Genomic DNA, 22,319 nt, shown 5'->3' with positions numbered 1-22,319 from the left:
TGATATTATAGAAAATCTCTTATGCTGCATATATTAAGCTAATGATGCCAGTAGGATAATGCAAATATAAATACTGCAGTAAGCATCTAAAGCTTGTAAAAATCAAACAAATTTAGAATTTATAAAAAAAGAGATAAAAAACTGGACTTAGTATGTCCAGTTCTTTGCTGCTTCGATCATTGCCTGAAGGTTCTGGGTAGGAGTCTTGCTCACAATACCGCAACCCGGTGCGAGAAGCTGTACTCCTGCATCGAGGACGTTCTTGGCTTCTTCCTTTACGCCTTCGACATTGTCTTCACCCTGGTTCCATAGGACACTTACAGGGTCGAGGTTACCTAAGATGAGGGCCTTGTCCACATTCTCAACTGCTGCTGCAGGGTCGACATTCTGGTCTACACTGATTGCGTCTACGCCGCAGGTTTCCATGATCGCAAGTCCGTTTGTTGTGTCTCCGCAGATGTGGAGGATGGATGGTACTCCCTTCTCGTGAAGTGCTTCAACAATCTTCTGGTGGAATGGGACTACGAAAGTCTTGTAGAAGTCAGCACCAATAAGCTGGTAGCTGGCTGTTGGATCAATGATTGCAAAGGTGTCGGCACCGTTCTCGACCTGCTTGAGGGCGTACTGTGTGCAGAATTCAGTGGTGAATTCCATGAGCTTGAGGCCAAATTCCTGATCTGTCATGATGTTCATGAACCAGGAGTCACCGTTAAGATGCTGTGCGAGGGAGAATGGTCCGATCATACTGCCGATGATTGGAAGTTCGTCGCCGTATTTGTCTGAGAGGATCTTGACTGCCTTACATACGTTTCCGATCCTGCCATCTTCAACGTTATATCCTTCGAATTGCTCGACGTCTTCGATCTTGCTGACAACGTGGCTGATTACGGATGGCTGCTGTTCCTTGGTACTTGGCTTGATTCCGCATCCGAAAAATTCTGCTTCTGCTGTGATGTCGAAAGGAACACGCACTGCTTCAAATCCTACGACTGTGTGCCCTGCTTCTGCCAATGCTGCCATTTTTACAGGATCTTCGTGAGCTTCTGGCCAGTAAGCGTCTACTGCATCCATCTGTTCTACTGTTCCTGTCTGGGTGGCACAGATAGCAGGCATCCTGTCTACTTTTTCACCTGCAAATACGCGTGCTAATCTCTCTTTGGGTGTATATTCAACCATAACCTTTACTCCTTAAAACTTATTTTTATTCTAAAAGGTAATCTGGCTACGCATTTAGCATATATATATCTTTTCATGTCTAATTTTTCATGAAAAAAGCGCTATCAATACACTTGTTTTGATCTTGAGGGCTCTCTACTTTACATTACAGCATAAAGCATTGAAGCCACGCCGATCATCAGAGGTTCCATTACCAGATCGATTTCGTTCCTTTCCCCAATGTCTTCAGGTAAGCCACAGGGGATTCCCGGTGTGGATACGAGGCATCTTTCTGCCACCATGCCTTCAGAGATCGTATTGGGGTTTGGTGTAGCCTCCAGGACCATGGAGAACTTGTGTTCTTCTTCGGGTTCGTAGGGTATGATGCCCAGTTCTTTGCGGGCTTTTTCCATAGTTTCCCGGTCGGGGTCATAGGCATACACATCGAAATCCCTTTTTACAAGATGTTGTGCTCCGGCATAACCCACTCTTCCCAGGCCGATTACAAGTATATCTTTTGAGTCGGCATATCTGTAACGGGAGGCGATTTCAGCGTAAACCACGCCTGTGCATACATGATTGGTTGCAATTTTGCCGTTTCTCATATTATGTGCAATAAAAATGTGGTCATCTGCCATCAGTATTATATCGGCATCACTGGAAACAGCTTCATAGTAACCGGTAACGTCAGGATGCTCGGTTACAGCACCATCAAGGCCGAAATATTCGGTTATCGTAAGCAGGGATGATGAAAAATTGGTAATGATACCGTTACCGGAAGTTATAGGCACAATACCTACCTTTTCTCCGTCAAGAGTGGTGCCATATATTTGTTTGCATATGTCAGCAATGTCCATTCCGGTTGCTTTTTTGATAGTATTGTTATTGCACTCAAGTTGCTTTGTAAGTCCTTCCAGATCTTGTGGTGTAAGTAGTGCCATATTGATCCTCCTTTTATTGCTTCATATCGGATTTGATGAGTTGAATTGCTTTTTTTCTTTTACCACACATCTCTTGCCGGGTCGTGGCGCTGCATATAAGGGTATAGGTTGGCCTTTCACACCTGCATTTGAATATTTCCAACCCGTTTGACTCATGGAATAGCCGGTAGTCATCACCGCCTGAAAGTACATGTTCTCCAACAGGGATAAGTTTTCCATCGGATGCCATCAGGTGCTCATAGTTACATTGTTTGCCAACAGGAAGAGGTTTGTTTTCCCTTGTTTTTCCTGCAAAACTTCCCATTAGCCATTCGAGCAGGTTTACACCACTACTGTGATATACTACGGTAGGTGTCTGGCTGGGGAATCGTGCATCAATCTCAATAACCCGGATTCCTTCAGGGGAGAGTATTGCCTCCACATCCATGATTCCTTTAAGGCACAGATTGCTGGCCAGCAGGTGTGCTATTTCCCTGAAATTTGCATCTGTCTCCATTGGGGTGACCCTGTGGCAATCATATTCCTGGTCAATATGGACCTGTGTCTGCTGGCCTATCATGAAATTGTTCCCGTCACCCACCACTTCCAGTGAAACAACTGGTCCGGGTACATATTCTTCAATGACCATCGACTCATCAATGTTTGCCAGTTCACTTTCGTTGTCAATTATGCGCGCCCCCTTACTGCTGCTCATGCATGGGGGTTTCACAAAATAAGGAGGAGATTGGGGTTTTTCTGAAGGGATGGGTATATCGTTCGATTTGAAATATTTTCTTGAACGCTTTTTGTCCATGCTGGTATGATAGGCGGTAAAATCGAAAAGAAGAGGGCAATGTAGTTCTGGTTCTATTTTTTTCAAAAAGAGAAGGGTATCAAGGTTTTCATTTGTCGGGATTATAGCATCTGAGTGGCAGGATAATTCTATGAGCCTTTCTGGTCTTTCTGTAATATCAAAGCAGAAATGCTCATCCGCCATATTACGTATCAGAGGTTTGTTTTTCCTGTCGATCAGATGTACCTGTATCCCGGATTTCCTGGCAAGATAAGCCACTTCGAAGCCCTGTAGCTTGCCCCCAATCAGACATATTGTTTTCATTCTACCTTCCCAGTATCTGATTGAAATCTTCCTGCTTTCCCGGTTCCATTCCCATGCTCTGAAGCTTTTCCACCACGCTCCATGCATCACGGTTGCGTTCTGTCAGTTCCCTGTCATAGTTAACTACGCCTTCCAGTGCAGATCCGGAAGGAATGATGGATGTCACAACGTTTGCTCCCGCATCCAGCCGGTAAACCATACCTTCCATGCCTTCAAGGTCAAGGGAAGCAGGGATCAACCTGTCCGGGAACATGAGTCTTAGGATCGATATTATTTTTAGTTCTGATTTGCTGCTTCCGGGTTCTCGGCTTGCCAGAGGTGTGCCTTCCTGGGGTACGAATGTCATTACACGTACCATATTTGGATTTGATTTACGCAGGCCCTTGAGGGATATCAGAGTTGATTCGTTTTCAGGTTCTATTTCGGTAAGGATTCCGTCCTCTACACAGTAACCAATTTCCTTTGCATTCTGGCGGCAGTTTATTCTCTGGTCGTATACCTGACCTACCCTGAGCTTGTTGTATAATTCCTGGTCATATGTTTCCTGGTATAGTGCCAGGAAATCGGCCCCGTTATCATACATCTGCTTGAGGGTATCTTTTCCCACTACTCCCGGGGAAATCATTATTGGAAGGCCAAGTTTGTCCTTAACTTTTTGTACAGCACTGGCCAGTCTCTCAGGATGGTCGTGATAATAAGGGTCCTCTCCCATTGTCAGGTCTACCATGTGGATGGGATCATTTTCAAGTGCCTCGCAGACCTTTTCGATCTCATCAGGGGTGAGCCTGTAGCGGGGGATATTGTTCTTACAGTTATAGTAGCAAAACGAACACTGATTCTTACAGTATGTTGAAAAATACACAAAACTGTACAGGAAGACCTTATTTCCAAAAAAGCCATCCCGCACCATGCGTGCCACATGGAACAACTTCTGCATCTCTTCTTCATCCTCTATGGCCAGCAGGTCTCTTATTTCCTGGTCCCTGAGCTGGTATCCTTTATTTATTGAGGATGCAAATTTGTCCAGCTGTTCATTGTCCATGTTTTCAAACAAATTATTCACCTGAGATTGGTTGTAATTCCGTTATAGTATGATATAGACCTGCTTGAACGCTTGATGTTTGTGTATTTGTGCTTTACCTTGAGTAATCTCTCAAGTCCCATTCCTGCGCCCATCCAGGGTTTGTTTACTCCCCAGTCGAGGTCCTGTGGAATGGGTCCCACAACGGCTGAAGATATTTCCATATCTCCATGCATTATGTCAATGGTATCTCCATACACCATGCAATTATCCGAGATTACCTCGTAATCGATGTTCAGATATTTGAGCAGGTCATCGATAACATTCAGCAGGTTTTCTCTTGTGCATCCCGAGCCCATCTGGCAAAAATTAATCATTGTAAACTCTTCAAGATGCTCCTTGCCGTCGGACTCCTTCCTATAGCAGGTCCCGATTTCGAATATCTTGAGAGGATCGGGCATTATATTATCAAAATTGTGCAGATAATTGTATAATCCCGGGGCAAGCATGGGCCGCAGGCATGTATTCTCATCCACCCGGAATATCTGCTTGTAGAGGGGATCTTCTTCAGTGATTCCCATTCTTTCAATGAATTTAGCCGGGATCAGGACTGAAGTACGTACTTCCATGAATCCCTTTTCTATTAAAAAGAGGGAAATGTCCCTTTCAAGCTGGGCCAGCTGATGTCTGCGGTCCTTCTCATACATATGACGCAGGTCTTGCTTTCTCTTTTTGACAAGTTCTGTCTCCAGCTCCTTGAAGGGGGGGAGTTCTTTTACCGAACTAAGGTCGTCTGCAGGGCTAAGCAGCGTTGTAATTCTTTTTTTCTGGGCAGGCGTGTAATCCGGTTTTACAACCTTTTCTTTTTTTGCCTCTTTTGCAACAGGAGGCATTTCATTTGACTTGCTGGAAACAGCTTTTACCACTGTTGCCTTTGGAGGTTTGCTCTTTTTTGTTTTTGAAGCTGTGATGACACGTGCCTGGCTTCCCCTGCCGAAATCTTTTGTGACAAAACGATTAATACGCTCATCGGAAAGTTTGCAGTTTTTGCATGCTTTGCGATATTTATTGTTGCGTAGCGCCCTTGCGGAGCGACTTTTTCTGGAATTGCGTACTGTAAAACGGCTTCCGCAGTCAGTAGTGATATGAATATGGTTCCTCGACACCTCGAAGTTCTTTACACCATGGAGTAACCCGTTCCTTGAGAGCCACACTCCGTTGGTGTCTATAAGTAAATCTAGTGGTTTCCTTTCCATAGGGGATTGCTCCGGCTATAGGGGCGACTTCTGATATCTACATTTGCTGAGGCGTCTAATTTTGCAACATATCCAGACCGTCACTTTCTATTTTACTGGCGGAAACCCCGGGAATCTAACCCGGCTGAATGGATCTAGAGTCCATTTGATCTACCTGATCAGGTTTCCACAGGATAGTCTGCTTTATTTCTTTGAATTTGTATTTAACTTTATGGGTGTGTAACGGGAAATAACAGTTTCCTATCATAAATTATATTAATTATAAGTTCGCTGCTAAAAATTGCTTTATATAACTTCATGCATCTTGAAAAACACCAATTAAAGCCGGCAGATGATAAACATATGCTCCCCTTCAAAGAAAATATACTTGAGTTAATTCCTTCCACCCATGGCGGACTTATCCGGAAGACCTCACAGCAGTATTCCATTCCCCTGTCCGATATAGTGGATTTTAGTGCTAGTTTGAATCCTCTGGGCAGCCCCTTTGATAATCCTGAATGGGGTATGGACCTGCAGGATTTGTTTGCCACTTCCTTTGAAAGAATGGGGCAATATCCTGATAATCGCTATCTTGAATACAGGACTGAAGCTGCCTTTTTTGTGGGTGGGGGCGCAGGTGCTGTTAACATTGTCCCCGGTAATGGTTCATCGGAAATCATCAGGCTTGTCGCCGGCTGCATTCTCAACGAAGGGGATGAGGTAATGATTCCTCAGCCCACTTTTGCTGAATATGAGCAGCAATGCAGGGTTGCAGGGGCAAAGATTGTGTATTACCCGATAGAATCCCTGCTTTCCATCTCTGAGGATGCCCTGGAATCGGCACGTATCCTTTTTGTGTGCAATCCAAATAATCCTACAGGTAAGTTGCTGGCAAGGGAAGATATCCTGCGCCTTGCAGGACTTTGTGCAGAAACAGGTACCCTGCTTTTTGTTGATGAAGCTTTTATTGAACTGTCCGATGTATCAAGCACTGTCGTTGACGTTGCCATCTCTAATGATCATGTTTTCGTAATGAGGTCCCTTACCAAATCATTTGCACTGCCGGGTATACGTATGGGATTTGGTGTTGCATCTGGGGCAATGGCTGAAAAATTGAATACTGCCCGTCTGCCCTGGAATATGGGATCTCTTGCTGAAGAGGTGGGATGTGCCCTGATGGGGATGGAGGGCGGTATGGAATCAACATACCTTGATGTGTCCCGCCAGAAGATAACAGAATACAGGGATTATCTTATAGATCGGCTGATCGACATCTACGGTTTCCATCCTCATTCAAGTTCTGTAAATTATATACTTGTGGATATCTCCGAGCTCCTTATGGATTCTGTAGAACTCACGAAAAGGCTTGCAAGACATGGTGTACTTATAAGGGATTGCAGTTCTTTCCCGCTGATGGAAAACGATTTTATCCGTCTTGCCGTTCGGCCTCCTGAAGAAACGGATATACTGATTCACGCAATTGGTGAGGTCCTTACAGAATCCGGTAAGGATTATGCCGAGGAAAAACTGAAAGAAACCATAAAAGGCGTTTCATCCGGGTGTTCTTCAAGCCGCAATACCTGTGAATACTATCCCTGTCATTTCGAAGGTCAGGACTGTACTTTCTGTTTCTGCCCCTTCTATCCATGCGAGGATATGCGCACGGGGGGTAAATGGATAGATAGCACTACAGGTAGCAGGGTTTGGAGCTGTGAAGATTGTGTGCTTGTCCATGATTCGGATGTTGTACACAAGATGCTTAATATTCTCATGGAGGATGGTGGTACTGAAATCAGCCTCAAAAAAGCCTGGGATGAAGTGATAGGTTTCAGTTTATAATTTATATAATCTCTAATTATCAATTCGTAGTCGGTTTATCCGGTATTGTGAAGGTAAATGTACTTCCCTTTCCTACTTCACTTTTAAGTCCGACCTGTCCGCCGTGCATTTCCACGAGTTCCCTGACAAGGGAAAGCCCGAGTCCGGTGCCCTTATGTTCACTGGATTTGGAGGATTTGACCTGCTGGAAAGGTTCGAAAATTGTAGCCCGATCAGCCTCTGGTATGCCTATGCCAGTGTCCGAGACTGCAACTTTCAATTCGTCCTTTTCTTGATTGGCAATAATTGTAATTGTTCCTTTATCCGGGGTGAACTTGGATGCATTGCTCAGCAGGTTATACATAATCTGTTTGAATTTTTTCCTGTCAGCATAAACCCTGATATCTTCAGGAGGTAAATCCATTTGCAGGTCTATACTCTTTTTGGAGGTAAGAGGTTTGGTCAATATGCTGATTTCATCCAATACTTCATGCAGGTCAAAACTACTGTATTCAAGCTCCATCTTGCCGGCTTCCACTTTTGACAGGTCAAGAATATCATTAATCAGACTTAGCAGGTGATTGCCGCTTTTGGCAATGTTGGACACATATTTCTTCTGAGGATCATTGAGTTCTCCTCTTACTTCTTTTGACAGAATATCCGAAAATCCAATCACCGAATTCAAAGGTGTTCTCAATTCATGACTCATGTTTGCCAGAAATTCACTCTTGGACCGATTTGCCTGTTCTGCAGCCTTTTTTGCTTCGATGGCATTTTCTTCGGCATTCTTACGTTCTGAGATATCCTGAAACAATTCCAGGATGTATTTATCTCCATTTATGGTAATTTCCTGTGCATTTTTTAATATAGGTTTTTTTCTTCCGTTTTTGCACTTTATTGTGGTATCCATTCCCCTGAATCCTTCCTCTCCTTCCTCCCATATGGGGCATTTTTTTGAGGCGGATCCCTTGGGGCAAACGATGTCACATAGTTGTCCAACAAGTTCTTCCCTTTTATAGCCTGTAATCTCACATGTACGGTAGTTTACATCTTTTATGATGTAATCATGACCTATCATCAGGATGCCACCGGGCATGTTTTCATATATCGTCTTTAATTTTTCTTCAGCTTCGACTCTTTGTGTAATGTCATTTCCGATGGCAAGAAGGCCGGTGACTTCTCCATTATCATCTTTTAAGGCCGTGTCATACCACTCGACAATGACTTCATTGCCTTCTTTTGTGACAATAGGGTTGATATTGCCTTCAGTAGGATGACCGGCAATCGCCTTTTTGAATGCAGATTTGATTTTTTCCTTTTCTATGCCAGGTATGAATCTGGAAAACCAATTTTCTCCTTTTACTTCCTTTAGTTCGTAGCCGGAGAGTTTTTCCATATGGGGATTATAATATACTATCTTTCCCTGCCTGTCAAGAACAGCCACAATCACTCTAGCAGTGCCGATTAGGCCGGTTAAAAGGTCTATTTCTTTAATCAAACTGTCTTCATTCTGTTTTTCTTCAGTGATGTCCCTTATTATTCCCAGGTATCCGTATATTCTGGATTTTTCTGTAAAAAGAGGTGATATTTTAATCTGGCAGTAAAACGTACTTCCATCCTTGCGTTTACTGATGCCTTCAACCTCATGAGCCTTTCCTGAATAAAGGTTTGAAAACATTTCTTTTTTCTGTTCCCAAGTCATATCGTTCTCATGGAAGATGCTTATTGGTTTGCCTTTTATTTCAGGCAGGGTCCATCCGAACATTTCTTCTGCAGTTCGGTTTACAAAATTGATGGTAAAATCAGGAGTAGTATATATCATGGCATCTGTGGACTGCTGGATCATATCCGCAAATATTTTTGATTTGCTCGCGGGTTCATTAAGTTCTAAAGTATGCACATCAATCACATTATATATTATATGATGTATAATATTTTTACAAAATTTATGTATAGGTATTTCAATTAGGATGGACAAAGTATCTCTTTTTATTTATTCTTTGTGTATATTTTATTAATGTGATCCAGCAATTGACTCTGCACGTTTGCTCAGGTTTATAAAAGATACCAGTCATTATCGTTTTCTGAACACCCGGGGTCAATTCCCACGACTCTTTTTTCGATGTCCAATTTAGCGGTGATTGCATCGGAGAGGTCCTGAAGATATCCTTTCTGGCTCAGGCTGCCGTAAATGAATCTCTTGTTGGGGCGGATGTGCTCTTCCATTGTTTTCTGTCGGGGTGCGATATCTACTTCGATATCCGTCTTCTCAAGACCTTTGAGCATTGCCTTCCTGAAGTCTCCCGTGCAGTAGGCTATCCTGTGGCTATAATTATCACGGGTCTTCTCGAGATATGTTGCAATTCTTTTGCTTTCCATATTTATAAAATCCCGCTTGATCTTTGCCACGTTGCATTTTCCCATCATGAATTTATAATCTGTAAAAGGATACTCATTATCGATTTCCCGTGGAGTTACACCACATGTCCCGAAAACTACGATATGGACATCTTCGGGCTTTAGCAGATCAAAAATGATCCTGTCATACATCCTGTGGGATGGACTCGTATGGTAGGGCTTCCTCATCGAACAGGGGACGAATATGCAGAATTTGCGCGTAGGTGCCTCATATTCATTGAGTACCCACTCATTGGCACGTATCATGTCCGGATGATAGATTAATCGCTCTGTATCAAGCGGTTCATCGGACCTTTCATTTTCTGGTATTATTGGGGGCACTGGACTACCGTTGCTAAAAAACTATATATATAATTAACGATTTTGTTAGTATGGTTTTGTACAATCTGTGCAACTTTGTTTATAGGGCTTCAGGTGAATTTTAAAATGACGGGTTCAATTTCGGAAATGCTGAAAGCGAATTGTGAATGTGATGATGTTGCCAAGTGTATTCTGGGTTTAAAAGACCTGGATCTAAAGGCTTATAAGATACTGCTTTCCAATGGCCCTCTGACAGCCGAAAAACTTGGCAAGTATCTGGGCCGTGAGCGCAGTACAGCTTATCGTTCTCTCCAGAACCTGATCTCCTGTGGACTCGTTTACAGGGAAACCCATACCATAGATGTAGGTGGTTATTTTTATGAATATGTGGCCGTAAACCCCGCCGAGGTCAGGCGAATGCTTCAGGAAAGTGTTGACCAGTGGTATGATAAAGTAAGTTATCTTATTAATAAAATTGATACGGAACTTGTAAGGGAAGAAATGCCATAAACATCCGCATATGTATGGAATAATTCCCCTGTTTTCTGATTTTTAATTCCTGTGTTTTGTCTGATTCCTCACTCATTTATTTATATGAAGAATCCTTTCGCAACTGTGTCGGTTGGCTCTGGTATTTGGTGTGAACTATGAAGTTCGGGAAAAGTCATCTCTTGTTGCTTTGTATCACTGCTTTTTTTGCCATGGCAGGCGGTGCAATTCTTGCGCCTGTTTTGCCTGATATGGTGTCTCCTCTTGATACAACATCTCATGAGATAGGGCTTGTTATTTCGGTCTATACCATCTCCACCGCAATTTTCACTCTCATCATTGGTCATTTTGTGGACCGGCTGAATCGGAAAAAAGTACTGGTGCCCTGCCTTTTGATATATGGCTTAATGGGGCTGGCAAGTTTTTTTGCCACTAATTTGCAAACCCTTCTGGTTCTGAGACTTTTGCAGGGTACGGGAGTGGCCGGAATGATGTCTCTTGCAATGTTGATTATCGGAGAAGCTTATGATGGTAGTGAACGTTTACAAGCAATGGGTCGGGTCAGTACGACGATAGCGATTGGCGTAATCGCGGCTCCTCTTATTGGAGGTGGCCTGGCAATTGCCGGCTGGAATTATCCATTCCTGTTCTATGCTCTTTCCCTGCCCTTTGCAGTAATTATGTTTTTCCATCTGCCCGAAACAAGACCCCAAAATCTGGAAATCAATAAAAGGGGGTTACTGGATGCATTTGTTGCAATGCGGGATTTCCGTGTAGCCTACACAATATTTCTGGTTTTTGTGACATTTTTCCTGCTGTATTCAGTAGTAGTTTATGTTCCGTTTATGCTTAAGGATTATTTCGGATATACTGCAGATAAATCCGGAATTGTGCTTGCTTTCCAGGGGATTGCCGTTATTATTGTCGCTTCAAATGTACGTAAAATAGCCGCAAAGTTTGAGATGATTTCAATGATAGGTATTGGCTTTTTCCTTGTAAGTGTTGCTATATTGTTGCTGACACAGGTGGACTCTGTGCTCCCTGTCTTTGCCCTTATGTTCATTTTTGGCTGTGGGTATGGCCTTTCCCAGACGGTCATAGACGGGATGATAGTTCACATATCCCCGCCTCAGGTGCGAGGGGGTGTACTTTCCATTCACAATTCCACAAAATATGTGGGAATGAGTTTGTCTCCTGCCCTGATGGGGATGGTTTACTTTTATTTTGGGCTGCAAACTGTTTTCTTGCTTGCGGGTTTATTGGCTTTGTTTGCCGGGATTTCTGTTTATATGGTTAGGGAATGGTTTGTTGATGTCTGAATTTAGTTAGGTTCGACAGTACAAACCGATATGAACTCGTTATATTTATTAACCCAGTAGGTTATTTATTAGATTGATGTGCTCTGGATTTCACACTATGTTTTTGGGGAATATTAATGGAGACCGATGCAGTACAGAAGAAACTGGCAGTACTTATCGATGCTGACAATGCACAACCTTCCATAGTGGAGGGACTTTTTTCGGAAATAGCCAAATACGGGATCGCAAGCGTAAAACGGATTTACGGTGACTGGACGCGTCCCAATCTGAAAAACTGGAAGGACAGCCTCCTGGAACATTCCATCCAGCCGATACAGCAATTCAGCTATACTTACGGCAAAAATGCTACCGATAGCTCCCTTATTATCGATGCGATGGACCTGCTTTATTCCGAGCCCCTGGATGGTTTCTGTATTGTTTCAAGTGACAGTGATTTCACACGTCTTTCATCCCGGATCAGGGAATCAGGTCGCAAGGTCTATGGTTTCGGAGAAATCAAGACTCCAAAACCCTTTATTGCGGCTTGTGACAAGTTCATATATACGGAAAACCTGCGTAAAGAGGAAGATGTAGTAGGCACAGTATCTGAGTCACCAATGCAGGCCCCGGGAAAATGGGATACTAACCGCCTCAAAGGTGACAGCAAGCTAGTTAAAATGCTAAGGGATGCTGTAGAAGATTCAGCTGAAGAAAGTGGATGGGCCTTCCTGGGCAATGTGGGAAGCAATCTTGTGCAGAAACAGCCGGATTTTGATCCTCGTAATTATGGTTACAAAAAAATGTGGGACATTTTCCGGGCAATAGATCTTTTTGATATCGATGAAGTCCGGGCGGATAATTCCAGCAATAACCGGTTGATTTACGTGAAAGATAAGAAAAGTGATGGGAAGTGATTTCCCTTCATAATCACTTTGCGGGCCCGTTTTTAGATGTTTGATATGAAAGTCTCGATTCTCTCAAGAGCTTCCTTGATGTCTTCCCTGGAGGCCGCATAGGCACATCTGAGGTATCCATTTCCTGCCCTGCCGAATACATCTCCTGGTATGGTAACAACCTGTTGCTGTTCAAGCAGCCTTTCGGCAAATTGTTCCGATGTCAGGCCTGTGGATGCAACAGATGGGAATGCGTAAAAAGCTCCGCCCGGGTTGAAGCAGTCCAGGCCTATATTATTGAATCCTTTGACAATAAGTCTGCGGCGCCGGTTATATTCATTGACCATTTTCTCCACTTCTTCCTCACCATTCTTGAGGGCCTCGATCGCTCCTACCTGTGCAGTTATAGGGGCACAAAGCATGCTATACTGGTGTATGCGCATCATGGCTGATAACACCGGTGCCGGGGCGAGTGCATAGGCCATTCTAAAACCGGTCATCGAATATGCCTTGGAAAATCCGTTGAGGACTATGGTGCGTTCCCTCATACCATCAAGGGAGGCAAAACATGTATGCTGTGTGTCATAGGTCATTCTCTCATAGACTTCATCTGAGATGACCATTATATCATGCTCTTCCACAATGTCTGCGATGGGTTCCAGTTCCTTTTTATCCATCACGGCCCCGGTGGGATTGTTTGGATAATTGAGCAGGATGGCTTTGGTTTTAGGAGTGATCGCCTTTTTCAGGTTTTCGGAAGTAAGTTTGAATTTGTCTTCCCTGCATGTTTGTACAGAAACCGGGTATCCTCCCGCAAAAATGATTGCCGGTGCATAGGCAACGTAAGAGGGTTCCACAATTATTATCTCGTCACCCGGATCGGTGATAGCACGTACCGCCAGGTCCAGTGCCTCACTTACCCCAGATGTCACCAGTATTTCGGATGTGGGGTCATAGTACAGTCCTTGCTTCTGGGTATAGGTCCTGGATATTTCGTCTCTGAGTTCTACAAGTCCATAGTTGGATGTATAGGATGTTTCTCCCTGTTCCAGTGAATGAATGCAGGCTTCCCGGATGTGCCAGGGAGTAATATAATCAGGTTCTCCAACTCCGAGGGATATTACGTCCTCATTGTCGGAGACCATGTCAAAAAAGCGGCGGATTCCCGAAGGGGGAACCCTGTCCAGATAACTGGCTACAAAGCGTGAAGTTTCTGTCAGTTTTCATACCTCCTTTAGGGGGAAACTGGCAGACGTTTTACATGTTCGGGCTCTTCCATAATCAACCCGTCTTCTTTGTATGTCTTGAGTACGAAATGGGTGGCAGTATTATGCACCTGTTCCAGGGTGGCTATTTTCTCTGCAACAAAAAAAGCGACCTGCTTCATGGATTTGCCACGGACCGTAAGGGCTATGTCATGTTCTCCTGAAAGCAGTCTGACAGAACGCACTTCTGGGAATCGGTACAGTCTTTCTGCGATACCCTGGTATCCCTGCTTGCGTTCCAGTGTTACCTTCAGTTCAATGATCGCATAGACATAATCTTCCCCGGCAAGTTCCCAGTCAATCACTGTTTTATATTTGCGGATTATCTTTGCTTTTTCAAGCTGATGGATTCGCTTCTGGACTTCTTCCGGGGTCATGTCAACAAGGGCGGAGATGTCCTCATAGCTTGATCTGGCATCATTTTCCAGAATCTCCAATATGTCCCTTGTTTTCCTGTCCATGCTCTTTGAACCACCTGTATTTTTTATTTATTGTGTAAGTATTGCGTTGACAACGCCATCCTGGCCCGGACGACTGGTGATCCTGGCATCTCCAAGTTCGGTCTTGATGATGCTTCCCTTTGTGAGTATGTTACGCCTGACATAGTGCTCGTTGGCTTCGTTGTCGGTAACATTCTCGATTGTTGTGGCTACTGTCTTGCCGGTAGAGGGATCTGTGACATTGGCAATTTTTTCCTGGAGAAGCTTTATTTTGTGGGAGCCGCCCCTGGTCTTTACAGATTTCCTTCTTGTTTCCGCGACATGTGTTTCTGCAGGTTCACTGCCGATTTCATATTTCCTTTTTCCGCGTGCTGTTTTTCTCTTGGCAGATGTGGCCGTTCTCTTTGATCTTCCCTGGGATATCATGATTGGAACCTCTGTTTTGTGATTTAAGTATAATACTAAGCTTTGCTATTAGGAGAGTTCATTAATTGTAATATTGTATATGAACCTTTCGAATATAGACTTCTCACGAGTTTGGATAATCATAAATAATGCTTTTACTTATGATATTTATTATGCTTCGTGTAGTGTTCCTTGGTACTGGGGGAGCTCTCCCAACTGTGAACAGGAATCCCTCTTCTATTCTGGTTAACAGGGATGGGGAGTTGCTCCTTTTTGACTGTGGGGAGGGTACTCAGCAACAAATGATGCGTGCCAGGACGGGCATGATGTCCCTTTCCTCTATATTCATTACACATTTTCATGCAGACCATGTTCTGGGAATCCCGGGCCTTTTGCAAACTCTTTCTTTCCACGGCAGGGATGCTCCACTGACTATATACGGTCCTGCCTGGGTGGAACAATTTGTAAAATTGGTATCATTGCTTGGCTACAGCAGATTGAATTTTGAGGTCAAGGCAGTACCTCTCAAAGCCGGGGATACTGTCTTTCGGGAGGGTTATGCGATAAATGCCATTGCAAGTGAGCACAGTGTCCCTTCCCTTGCCTATGCTCTTGTAGAAAATGAGCGCCCGGGCAGATTTGACCGTCGTCGTGCTGAAGAGCTGGGTGTACCCATAGGCCCACTATTTTCCCGTCTCCAAAAAGGGGAACCGGTAGAAGTAAATGGCAGGCTAGTCCAACCGAATGAAGTGATAGGTCCCTGCCGCAAAGGGCGTAAACTTATCTATACTGGTGATACTCGTCCATGTGAGGCAATTATTAGGGCAAGTAAAAACGCTGATGTATTAATTCATGATGGGACACTTGCACAGGAAAAAGCGGATTGGGCCCATGAATCATTGCATTCGACAGCAAAAGAGGCTGCCGAGGCGGCACAAAAAGCAAAGGTAAAGCGGCTCATCCTGACTCATATCAGCTCGAGGTATACTGACGATTCCTCAGTACTTCTGGAGGAGGCAAAAGAAGTTTTCGAAAATACCTGTGTGGCAGATGACCTGATGGAATTTGAAGTTCTCTATGGGGAATAATAGGGCAGTTTTCCTGGGCCTTTAAATGAAGGTCCAATCGATTTTCTCATCATTTTTGTCGTAAAGGGTAACTTCGGCCTGCATCTCTTCCATCTGGCTTGGTAATTCTCTGACTCCCAGGTATAGGGTATCTCCGGCTTTCAAATCCCTCTTCGGATCAGTGCGGGCAAAATAAACATTCCCTCCACTTTTTATCTCTTTAACCATTACTCCTTTCCACTTCAGGTTGTTTATTATGTTGACAACTTTGCACTCGAACCTGTCTGATTCTTCTATTTCTGTCATTTTTTCACCTCTTCTCAGGCGTAAAGATGGGTATTTGTTTCCTTTTTCTGCAACCCGGATGCAGCTTTTTCAAAATAATGTGCTTCAACTTTTTCCATATCATCCATTATTGCATGGTGGAGAGCACTTTTGAGGACTTTTTCCACAATGTCCCTTCCCGAAAGACCGTTGGTCAATTTTGCAAGTTCGCCCACGTTAGCTTCAGCTTTTATGGGAAATGTCTGTAGATTGAGCTCTATTATTTCTTTTCTTTCCTCTTTGTCGGGGAGTACAAATTCTATCTCTTCTTCAAAACGGCTCCTCACTGCGCCGTCGAGTACTGCTGTCCTGTTTGTGGCACAGATGGTGCATACTCCTTCTCTTTGGTTGATGCCGTCCATTTCAGTGAGCAGGGCGTTGACGATCTCGGCGACATCGCCTCTGAGTTCCTGGTATCGCCTGTCAAGGGCAATGGCATCCAGTTCGTCTATGAAAATAATGCTGGGTGCAATTTCAGCAGCTCTTTCATACAACTGGTGTATCTGCCGGGATCCTTCACCTACAAACTCTCCTATAAGTTGTGTGGCCTTGATCGGGAGGAATGCCACCTCAGTTTTATTTGCAAGGGCTTTTGCGACCATGGTCTTTCCTGTACCTGATGGTCCATGAAAAAGGATATTGCGGGGTGCCCATTTGCCAAACCTTTCGGGCTCTTCCAGATATCGCTCGATGAGTTTACATTTGCGTTTTGCTTTAACCTGTCCGACGATATCATCAAATGCAATTTCCACGGGGTATTCGATATCCGTTTTTTCTTTCTCTTCCTGATTTACTACAATTGTTGTGGATTGGCCTATTATTGTAGCTTCGGGTCTTACTTCCTGGATCCTGTATGCAAAATCAGGGAACATTCGGTGATCAAAGAGGTAATCGTTTTTTCGGGCAATGTAACCATTCCATTGCATTCTTGCATAACATTCGAAAAGTTCGGGTTCTTCGATGCGTGGGTATTCTTCAATAATTCCACAGAGGGGATAACCAATAGGTTGCAAAATTACAATCTCTGCAGTAGCTTCTTTTGCCTCGATTGATTCCTGGGGTATTTTTTTCAGACTGGAACGTTGTGCGGATCTTGCCATATTTTCTCCTTTAGTTCATATGGGTCGTGTTGGAGTATTAAAAGTTTGTCCATAGCTTTTCCTGTAAACTTAAATTTTAGATGCTCTGTTAAAGATAGTTATCTTCTTCTAACTCTTTCGGTTTTTCATTATTGCTGCTTTATATTGATAATATTGAGACTTTTATATGTATTCTCCGTCTTTGAATACAAATTCAGTTGGTTATATTTATATGAGATAATTTTTCTATATATTAACCCATGAAACCAATATCCAGGTACTTATGTATGTCTATCACCTTATTATTTCTTATTTTGACTTGCATTATTGTAGTTTCTGCTTCCGATGATCAGCTCAGGATTGGGGTGCTTGCAAATAGGGGAGATGAAGCTGCAATGGAGAGATGGGGGCCTACTATAGATTATCTGGATGCTGGTTTCCCGGAAAGGGATGTGGTGCTTGTCCCCATGGATTTTGAACAGATGCCTTCTGAAATAGCTAATGAACAAATTGATTTCCTTATCACAAACCCACTGGTATATGTTGAGCTGGAAGTCGATCACAATGTCCAGAGGATAGCAACTTTGAAAGAATCCTGGGGAGGCCGCTCATACACTGTCTTTGGTTCAGTCATATTCACGAAAAACGACAGGATAGATGTGAATTCTCTTAATGATGTTGAAAGTTTATCGGTAATGGCAGTTAACGAACATTCCTTTGGGGGATGGTGGATAGCTGCGAGAGAATTTAATGATGCAGGATTGGATATAGATGCCATGGATGTCACTTATGGGGGTACAGAGGACAAAGTGGTAGAAGCAGTGCTTTGCGGGGATGTTGATGTGGGGATTGTTAGTACCGGGATCCTTGAATCTATGAAAAAGGAAGGCAAGATATCTTTTGTTGATATCAAGTGCTTGAATGTGGATCATTCTACTGGTTTATATGAGGGAGATCATTTTGCTTCTCCTTTCTTACAGAAGCACAGCACCCGTCTATATCCACAGTGGGCTTTTTCCCGCAGTCCTCATGTATCTGAGGATGTAGCCGAAAAAATGCTTGCGAACCTGCTTCAATTGCCTCGTTTTTCGGAAGCCACCATAAAAGGTGGATATGCAGGCTGGACTGTTCCTCTGGATTATGGCACAGTCCATGACTCCATGAAAGAATTAAAAATAGGGCCATATGAAAACTATGGGCAAGTCGCTCTTTCCGATGTGATTAATCAGTATTGGTATGTCTTTCTTTTGATGGGTATCACAATAGTTACTCTTGGTGGGGCCAGTCAGGCTATTAACAGTAAGAACCGTAATTTACAGGTGGAAATCTATCAGAGGGACCGTGCAGAAAAAGAAAAACAGGAACGTGATAAACAGCTTGAATTGATCATATCTAATTTTCCCAATGGAATAGTTGTCCTGCATGACAGTGATTTGAGATATATTTCAATAGGGGGTAAAATGCTTGATAGATTTAAGTTCGATAAAAATGATTTCGTAGGTAAGCTGCCTGAAGATGTATTGCCTGCAGATATGGTTGAAACCCTCCTTCCTCATTTATATGCTGCACTGGATGGGCAAACTCGCAATTTTGAATTCACTATAGAAGGCTACCAGGTCGAAGAAACCCTTCTCCCACTTGAAAAATCCAATGGGGATCTTGTAATCGTGGGTGTAGTCTATAATATGACAGAGCGAAAAAATATTGAAGAAGCTCTCTACAATGCAAAAATGGCTGCAGAACAGGCAAATCGGTCCAAGAGTGAATTTCTGGCAAACATGAGTCATGAATTGAGAACACCCTTGAATTCGGTGATTGGATTTTCGGATATCCTGCTGGAAGAAGTAAGGGGTGAACTCAATGATCCTCAGAAGAAATATGTGTCCAACATTGCCAAAAGCGGCAAACATCTCTTAAACCTGATTAATGATATTCTTGACCTGTCAAAAGTGGAAGCCGGTAAGATGGAGCTTGAATGTGAGACTTTCTCTTTAAATGAGGCTTCCAGAGAAGTAGTGGAACTTGTTATGCCTCTTGGAAATAAGAAATCTCTTTCTCTTTCAGTTGAACATAATTATTCGGAAGAGATATGTGCCGATAAGGGCAAATTCAAGCAGGTACTTTACAATCTCCTCAGCAATGCAATAAAATTTACACCCGAGGGGGGAAACGTGTGTTTACTTTCCCATGTGGAAAACGATGTATTGTACGTTTCGGTATCAGATACCGGGGTAGGAATCTCTGAAAAAGCTCAGGATACTTTATTCGATGCTTTTACCCAGGAAGATACATCTTCTTCACGCAATTATGAAGGGACAGGTCTTGGTTTGTCCCTTGTAAAAAGGTTTGTGAATATGCATGGTGGTGATGTATGGGTGACAAGCAAAAAGGGAGAAGGCAGTACCTTTACTTTTACGATTCCTTTAAGCCAGGTTTCCTGTGAAGCTGATCATGAAAAAACCGGTGAAACCGAAGATGGTCAATATTTTATTGGTTCTACACCCAGGACTCCTGAAAACACTGATATTGATCCTTTTCCCCTTTTGGAAAAACCTCTGAATTCCAGCAATAAGGAACCTATTGTAATGGTAGTTGAGGATGACTACTCGTCACGTAATTTGCTTGTTTCAACTGTTGTCAATGCCGGCTACAGGGCATTGCCCCTTTCTCGTGGGTATCTTGTATCCCGCTATGTGAATGTCGTAAAACCTTTCGCGATATTGCTTGATATCATGATGCCCGGGGTTAATGGGTGGGATGTTTTAGGCAAATTGAAAAAAAGTTCTGATACTACCGGTATTCCTGTAATTATTGTTTCTGTCCTTAATGCCAACGCAATTAAAAGAGAGTATGACATATCCGCTTATATTTCCAAACCCATTGATAGGGAAAGGTTATTGACTGTATTGGATGGTCTCGAGGCCCCTTGCGGTTCTCCTTCCTCAATACTTGTTGTGGACGATGATCCATCTGCAGTAGAAATGCTCAAATCTTTCCTTGATATTGAGGGGTATAATGTTATACCTGCCTATGGTGGCCAGGAGGCCATCGATAAAACATTTTCCTATTCTCCGGACCTCATTATCCTGGATTTGATGATGCCAATTACAAGTGGGTTTGATGTTATGGCAGCTTTGAGGGAAAACAGTAATACTGCAGGCATCCCTATAATTATCCATACGGCCAAGGATCTGGAAAATAAAGCTGTTTTTGAAAGTAATGTAGTTTCAATTCTCCAGAAAGGAACTTTTACTCGCAATCATCTGATTGAAATAATAAAACATCTTGATTCAAAGAGAAGTCATGGTGATTCTGCTAGCAACGGTTAATTTGATTTATGAGGCCATAAGAATTAATTTTGGTAATTCTTATGTCTGATTTTGCATAAAATGTTCAGATTTATAAATTGTATGCCTATTACTATATATATATGAAAACATACTCTACAACAGCTTTGTAATTTAAGTTGTGATCAAATCAGTCAGGTATTTTCCGGGAAAAGGGAGCTATCGATAATTATCAAATCATATTTAGAGGTATTAAGAATGACCACAATTCTTGTAGTTGAAGACAATCCAATGAACATGGAACTTACAGTGGACTTGCTTGAGTCTTACGGATATGAAGTAATGCAGGCAGAAGACGGTTCACAGGCTCTTGAAGTTGTAGAGAAAAATGCTTTTGATCTCATCTTGCTTGATATGCAGCTGCCCAAAATGGACGGCCTTGAAGTTCTGGAAAAATTCAAAGAGATTGAAAATACAAAAGATACGCCTGTAGTTGCATTGACAGCACATGCAATGAGGGGCGATGATAAGAAATTTATTAATGCAGGATGTGCGGGTTATATATCCAAACCAATAGACATACATGATTTCCAACAAACCGTCTCATCTTATGTCGAGAATTGATTGTGATTATTCCGGGATTTCAGCGATGAAATAAAAATACTTATTCAAGGGCTTCATTCTTGCATTCATTACAATACAACTTCTGCATCTAATCTCTTTTCGATAAATATCTGGCACTTTTTGCCAGGGATATTTCAATATATTTCATAGACAGGGGTCTTGTTTTTCCTGTATCCCAATAGTTTTAATATCTATGTGGCCTATCAAATGAGAGAATTAGCAGCATTTGAGGCAGGATCATGGAACTTGATGAGAGAATTATTACCCGAGCGATAGTTGAAGAATTTACCAATGTTTTCCTGGACTATACTGATGTTGACGTGGCCCTTGTGGGCGGAGGTCCGGCAAACCTTGTTGCTGCACGTTATCTTGCAGAAGCAGGATTAAAGACTGTACTTTTTGAGAAGAAACTATCTGTAGGAGGCGGTATGTGGGGCGGTGGCATGATGTTCCCGCGTATTGTGGTCCAGGAAGAAGCGCGCAGGATACTTGATGACTTTGATGTGCCTTATCATGAGTATGAAGAAGGTTACTATGTGGCAAACTCGGTTGGTACCGTGGGTAAACTCATAAGTGCAGCAGTTTCTGCAGGAGTTGAGATATTCAATCTGGTAAGTTTTGAAGATGTTATGATACGGGATAACGATGAGGTATGCGGGCTTGTTATTAACTGGACAGCAGTTGAAATAGGTCGTCTTCATGTTGATCCTCTCACAATCCGCTCTCGCCTGGTACTTGATGGAACCGGCCATGAGGCTACTGTATGCAATACTGTGCAGCGCAAGATTCCCGGAGCTTTTGGTGGCAAGGGGGTAGTGGGTGAAAAACCAATGTGGGCTGATACTGGTGAGCGTCTTGTAATGGAAAATACCCGGGAGGTTTATCCTGGTTTGATAGTTACAGGTATGGCTGCCAATGCCGTTGCAGGTTCTCCACGGATGGGTCCTGTTTTTGGAGGGATGCTTCTCTCAGGTGAAAAGGCCGCACAGCTTGCAATTTCCCGTCTGAAAGATTGATCCAGAGAAAAGTTTATTTAAGAGAAATACATGTATAGGATACCCTCGCGTAGGGTATTCTCAAAATGCCGGGGTAGGGTAGCGGTTATCCTGTAGCCCTGTGGAGGCTACGATCTGAGTTCGATTCTCGGTCCCGGCCCCATTTTCT

Annotated in this window: 20 protein-coding genes and 1 tRNA gene; 9 read left to right on the top strand and 12 right to left on the bottom strand. The window is 43.2% G+C overall.

Annotated features, from left to right (window positions below; translation table 11 throughout):
- Positions 1 to 147: 147 nt before the first annotated feature.
- The 5 genes from mtbA to pylS form a co-directional block, all read right to left on the bottom strand.
- Positions 148 to 1,176: a methylcobamide:CoM methyltransferase MtbA gene (mtbA, locus tag BHR79_RS02160; protein WP_072560761.1), complete on the bottom strand. Its 1,029-nt coding sequence runs from the start codon at positions 1,174 to 1,176 to the stop codon at positions 148 to 150.
- 140 nt (positions 1,177 to 1,316) lie between these two features.
- On the bottom strand, positions 1,317 to 2,096 hold the full coding sequence (gene pylD / locus BHR79_RS02155) for a 3-methylornithyl-N6-L-lysine dehydrogenase PylD (protein WP_072560760.1): 780 nt from the start codon (positions 2,094 to 2,096) through the stop codon (positions 1,317 to 1,319).
- Between the two features lie 13 nt (positions 2,097 to 2,109).
- Positions 2,110 to 3,192 (bottom strand): 3-methylornithine--L-lysine ligase PylC, encoded by a 1,083-nt coding sequence (gene pylC, locus BHR79_RS02150; RefSeq protein WP_072560758.1) that lies wholly within the window; start codon positions 3,190 to 3,192, stop codon positions 2,110 to 2,112.
- 1 nt (position 3,193) lies between these two features.
- The gene (gene pylB, locus BHR79_RS02145; RefSeq protein ID WP_072560756.1) at positions 3,194 to 4,246 is read right to left on the bottom strand and encodes a methylornithine synthase PylB; all 1,053 of its coding nucleotides are present in this window, start codon (positions 4,244 to 4,246) and stop codon (positions 3,194 to 3,196) included.
- A 5-nt stretch (positions 4,247 to 4,251) separates the two neighbouring features.
- A complete protein-coding gene (gene pylS / locus BHR79_RS02140) occupies positions 4,252 to 5,469 on the bottom strand; it encodes a pyrrolysine--tRNA(Pyl) ligase (protein ID WP_072560754.1) in 1,218 nt (405 codons plus the stop codon).
- 297 nt (positions 5,470 to 5,766) lie between these two features.
- On the opposite strand from pylS, the gene BHR79_RS02135 reads away from it, so the two are divergent.
- Positions 5,767 to 7,287 carry an aminotransferase class I/II-fold pyridoxal phosphate-dependent enzyme gene (locus BHR79_RS02135; RefSeq protein WP_072560753.1) on the top strand — a complete coding sequence of 507 codons (1,521 nt, stop codon included), beginning with the start codon at positions 5,767 to 5,769 and terminating at the stop codon, positions 7,285 to 7,287.
- A 19-nt stretch (positions 7,288 to 7,306) separates the two neighbouring features.
- Here the strand turns inward: BHR79_RS02135 and BHR79_RS10375 are convergent, their stop codons facing one another.
- Together BHR79_RS10375 and BHR79_RS02120 are read right to left on the bottom strand one after the other, a co-directional pair.
- Entirely contained in the window at positions 7,307 to 9,166 is a 1,860-nt protein-coding gene (locus BHR79_RS10375) for a PAS domain-containing protein (protein WP_143743534.1), read from the bottom strand.
- Positions 9,167 to 9,321: 155 nt separating this feature from the next.
- On the bottom strand, positions 9,322 to 10,005 hold the full coding sequence (locus BHR79_RS02120; protein WP_072560751.1) for a DUF5591 domain-containing protein: 684 nt from the start codon (positions 10,003 to 10,005) through the stop codon (positions 9,322 to 9,324).
- A gap of 105 nt (positions 10,006 to 10,110) precedes the next feature.
- Between BHR79_RS02120 and BHR79_RS02115 the strand changes: the two genes are divergently transcribed.
- From BHR79_RS02115 to BHR79_RS02105, 3 genes are all read left to right on the top strand, one after another.
- Positions 10,111 to 10,494, top strand: a complete 384-nt coding sequence (locus BHR79_RS02115; RefSeq protein WP_072560749.1) for a helix-turn-helix domain-containing protein — start codon at positions 10,111 to 10,113, stop codon at positions 10,492 to 10,494.
- A gap of 137 nt (positions 10,495 to 10,631) precedes the next feature.
- Positions 10,632 to 11,792, top strand: coding sequence for an MFS transporter (locus tag BHR79_RS02110; protein WP_072560747.1), 1,161 nt, complete (start codon positions 10,632 to 10,634; stop codon positions 11,790 to 11,792).
- Positions 11,793 to 11,908: 116 nt separating this feature from the next.
- Positions 11,909 to 12,685 carry an NYN domain-containing protein gene (locus tag BHR79_RS02105; RefSeq protein WP_072560746.1) on the top strand — a complete coding sequence of 259 codons (777 nt, stop codon included), beginning with the start codon at positions 11,909 to 11,911 and terminating at the stop codon, positions 12,683 to 12,685.
- A gap of 32 nt (positions 12,686 to 12,717) precedes the next feature.
- On the opposite strand, the gene BHR79_RS02100 is transcribed toward BHR79_RS02105, so the two are convergent.
- The 3 genes from BHR79_RS02100 to BHR79_RS02090 form a co-directional block, all read right to left on the bottom strand.
- Positions 12,718 to 13,809, bottom strand: coding sequence for an aminotransferase class I/II-fold pyridoxal phosphate-dependent enzyme (locus BHR79_RS02100; RefSeq protein ID WP_234970370.1), 1,092 nt, complete (start codon positions 13,807 to 13,809; stop codon positions 12,718 to 12,720).
- Positions 13,810 to 13,898: 89 nt separating this feature from the next.
- The gene (locus BHR79_RS02095) at positions 13,899 to 14,390 is read right to left on the bottom strand and encodes an Lrp/AsnC family transcriptional regulator (RefSeq protein ID WP_072560742.1); all 492 of its coding nucleotides are present in this window, start codon (positions 14,388 to 14,390) and stop codon (positions 13,899 to 13,901) included.
- Between the two features lie 27 nt (positions 14,391 to 14,417).
- Positions 14,418 to 14,795: a 30S ribosomal protein S8e gene (locus BHR79_RS02090; protein ID WP_072560740.1), complete on the bottom strand. Its 378-nt coding sequence runs from the start codon at positions 14,793 to 14,795 to the stop codon at positions 14,418 to 14,420.
- Positions 14,796 to 14,947: 152 nt separating this feature from the next.
- Between BHR79_RS02090 and rnz the strand changes: the two genes are divergently transcribed.
- Positions 14,948 to 15,862 (top strand): ribonuclease Z, encoded by a 915-nt coding sequence (gene rnz, locus BHR79_RS02085; RefSeq protein ID WP_072562258.1) that lies wholly within the window; start codon positions 14,948 to 14,950, stop codon positions 15,860 to 15,862.
- Between the two features lie 21 nt (positions 15,863 to 15,883).
- Here rnz and BHR79_RS02080 read toward each other — a convergent pair whose 3' ends face one another.
- Complete coding sequence (locus BHR79_RS02080) at positions 15,884 to 16,147, bottom strand: hypothetical protein (RefSeq protein ID WP_072560738.1); 264 nt, start codon at positions 16,145 to 16,147, stop codon at positions 15,884 to 15,886.
- Between the two features lie 14 nt (positions 16,148 to 16,161).
- Positions 16,162 to 17,265 (bottom strand): AAA family ATPase, encoded by a 1,104-nt coding sequence (locus BHR79_RS02075; RefSeq protein WP_072560736.1) that lies wholly within the window; start codon positions 17,263 to 17,265, stop codon positions 16,162 to 16,164.
- A 293-nt stretch (positions 17,266 to 17,558) separates the two neighbouring features.
- Here BHR79_RS02075 and BHR79_RS02070 point away from each other — a divergent pair, with 293 nt between their 5' ends.
- From BHR79_RS02070 to BHR79_RS02055, 4 genes are all read left to right on the top strand, one after another.
- The gene (locus BHR79_RS02070; protein ID WP_159429223.1) at positions 17,559 to 20,573 is read left to right on the top strand and encodes a PhnD/SsuA/transferrin family substrate-binding protein; all 3,015 of its coding nucleotides are present in this window, start codon (positions 17,559 to 17,561) and stop codon (positions 20,571 to 20,573) included.
- 216 nt (positions 20,574 to 20,789) lie between these two features.
- On the top strand, positions 20,790 to 21,155 hold the full coding sequence (locus tag BHR79_RS02065; RefSeq protein ID WP_072560732.1) for a response regulator: 366 nt from the start codon (positions 20,790 to 20,792) through the stop codon (positions 21,153 to 21,155).
- Positions 21,156 to 21,394: 239 nt separating this feature from the next.
- Positions 21,395 to 22,171 (top strand): sulfide-dependent adenosine diphosphate thiazole synthase, encoded by a 777-nt coding sequence (locus tag BHR79_RS02060; RefSeq protein WP_072560730.1) that lies wholly within the window; start codon positions 21,395 to 21,397, stop codon positions 22,169 to 22,171.
- A 67-nt stretch (positions 22,172 to 22,238) separates the two neighbouring features.
- Positions 22,239 to 22,313 (top strand) — tRNA-His (locus tag BHR79_RS02055).
- Positions 22,314 to 22,319 lie beyond the last annotated feature (6 nt).

Origin of the sequence: Methanohalophilus halophilus (genome assembly GCF_001889405.1) — an archaeon.
GTDB lineage: Archaea > Halobacteriota > Methanosarcinia > Methanosarcinales > Methanosarcinaceae > Methanohalophilus > Methanohalophilus halophilus.
This window is presented reverse-complemented; position numbering and strand designations above follow the sequence as displayed.

What these genes read in the sequence shown, in the direction of transcription:
- BHR79_RS02090 (WP_072560740.1), bottom strand. Translation starts at nt 14,795, where the DNA reads ATGATATCCCAGGGAAGATCAAAGAGAACGGCCACATCTGCCAAGAGA.
- pylC (WP_072560758.1), bottom strand. Translation starts at nt 3,192, where the DNA reads ATGAAAACAATATGTCTGATTGGGGGCAAGCTACAGGGCTTCGAAGTG.
- BHR79_RS02115 (WP_072560749.1), top strand. Translation starts at nt 10,111, where the DNA reads ATGACGGGTTCAATTTCGGAAATGCTGAAAGCGAATTGTGAATGTGAT.
- BHR79_RS02060 (WP_072560730.1), top strand. Translation starts at nt 21,395, where the DNA reads ATGGAACTTGATGAGAGAATTATTACCCGAGCGATAGTTGAAGAATTT.
- BHR79_RS02075 (WP_072560736.1), bottom strand. Translation starts at nt 17,265, where the DNA reads ATGGCAAGATCCGCACAACGTTCCAGTCTGAAAAAAATACCCCAGGAA.
- pylD (WP_072560760.1), bottom strand. Translation starts at nt 2,096, where the DNA reads ATGGCACTACTTACACCACAAGATCTGGAAGGACTTACAAAGCAACTT.
- mtbA (WP_072560761.1), bottom strand. Translation starts at nt 1,176, where the DNA reads ATGGTTGAATATACACCCAAAGAGAGATTAGCACGCGTATTTGCAGGT.
- BHR79_RS02065 (WP_072560732.1), top strand. Translation starts at nt 20,790, where the DNA reads ATGACCACAATTCTTGTAGTTGAAGACAATCCAATGAACATGGAACTT.
- rnz (WP_072562258.1), top strand. Translation starts at nt 14,948, where the DNA reads ATGCTTCGTGTAGTGTTCCTTGGTACTGGGGGAGCTCTCCCAACTGTG.
- BHR79_RS02095 (WP_072560742.1), bottom strand. Translation starts at nt 14,390, where the DNA reads ATGGACAGGAAAACAAGGGACATATTGGAGATTCTGGAAAATGATGCC.
- pylS (WP_072560754.1), bottom strand. Translation starts at nt 5,469, where the DNA reads ATGGAAAGGAAACCACTAGATTTACTTATAGACACCAACGGAGTGTGG.
- BHR79_RS02100 (WP_234970370.1), bottom strand. Translation starts at nt 13,809, where the DNA reads ATGGTCTCCGACAATGAGGACGTAATATCCCTCGGAGTTGGAGAACCT.
- BHR79_RS02105 (WP_072560746.1), top strand. Translation starts at nt 11,909, where the DNA reads ATGGAGACCGATGCAGTACAGAAGAAACTGGCAGTACTTATCGATGCT.
- BHR79_RS02080 (WP_072560738.1), bottom strand. Translation starts at nt 16,147, where the DNA reads ATGACAGAAATAGAAGAATCAGACAGGTTCGAGTGCAAAGTTGTCAAC.
- BHR79_RS02110 (WP_072560747.1), top strand. Translation starts at nt 10,632, where the DNA reads ATGAAGTTCGGGAAAAGTCATCTCTTGTTGCTTTGTATCACTGCTTTT.
- BHR79_RS02135 (WP_072560753.1), top strand. Translation starts at nt 5,767, where the DNA reads ATGCATCTTGAAAAACACCAATTAAAGCCGGCAGATGATAAACATATG.